1 protein-coding gene is annotated in these 244 nt (G+C 54.5%); it reads left to right on the top strand.

The features are described from left to right. On the top strand, window positions 1-209 hold a 209-nt coding region (locus AC0IXA_RS27980; protein ID WP_471814988.1), incomplete at its 5' end, for a hypothetical protein. Between the last annotated feature and the right edge of the window lie 35 nt (window positions 210-244).

The following is a 244-nucleotide window of genomic DNA, read 5'->3' as shown; positions in this document are numbered from 1 at the left end:
CTACGGTTTGCTTCGCTGCACCTCCTTCCGCTGTGTACGACTGCGTCGTACGGTCGCTGCGCTCCCACGCCCGGATCGATCCCGTAACGAAGCCTGCCGAAGGGGCAAAAGATCAAGAGCCGGATCAAAAGCCAAAGCCAAAGCAAAAACAAATGCAAAAGCCAGATCAAAAGATCGCAGCCTTCGGCAGCTCCTTGTATCTCGACTAACGCTCCGTCAGGAGCGATAGTTCTCGACTGATCAT

This window comes from Pseudomonas sp. AC083, assembly GCF_979253165.1.
This window is presented reverse-complemented; position numbering and strand designations above follow the sequence as displayed.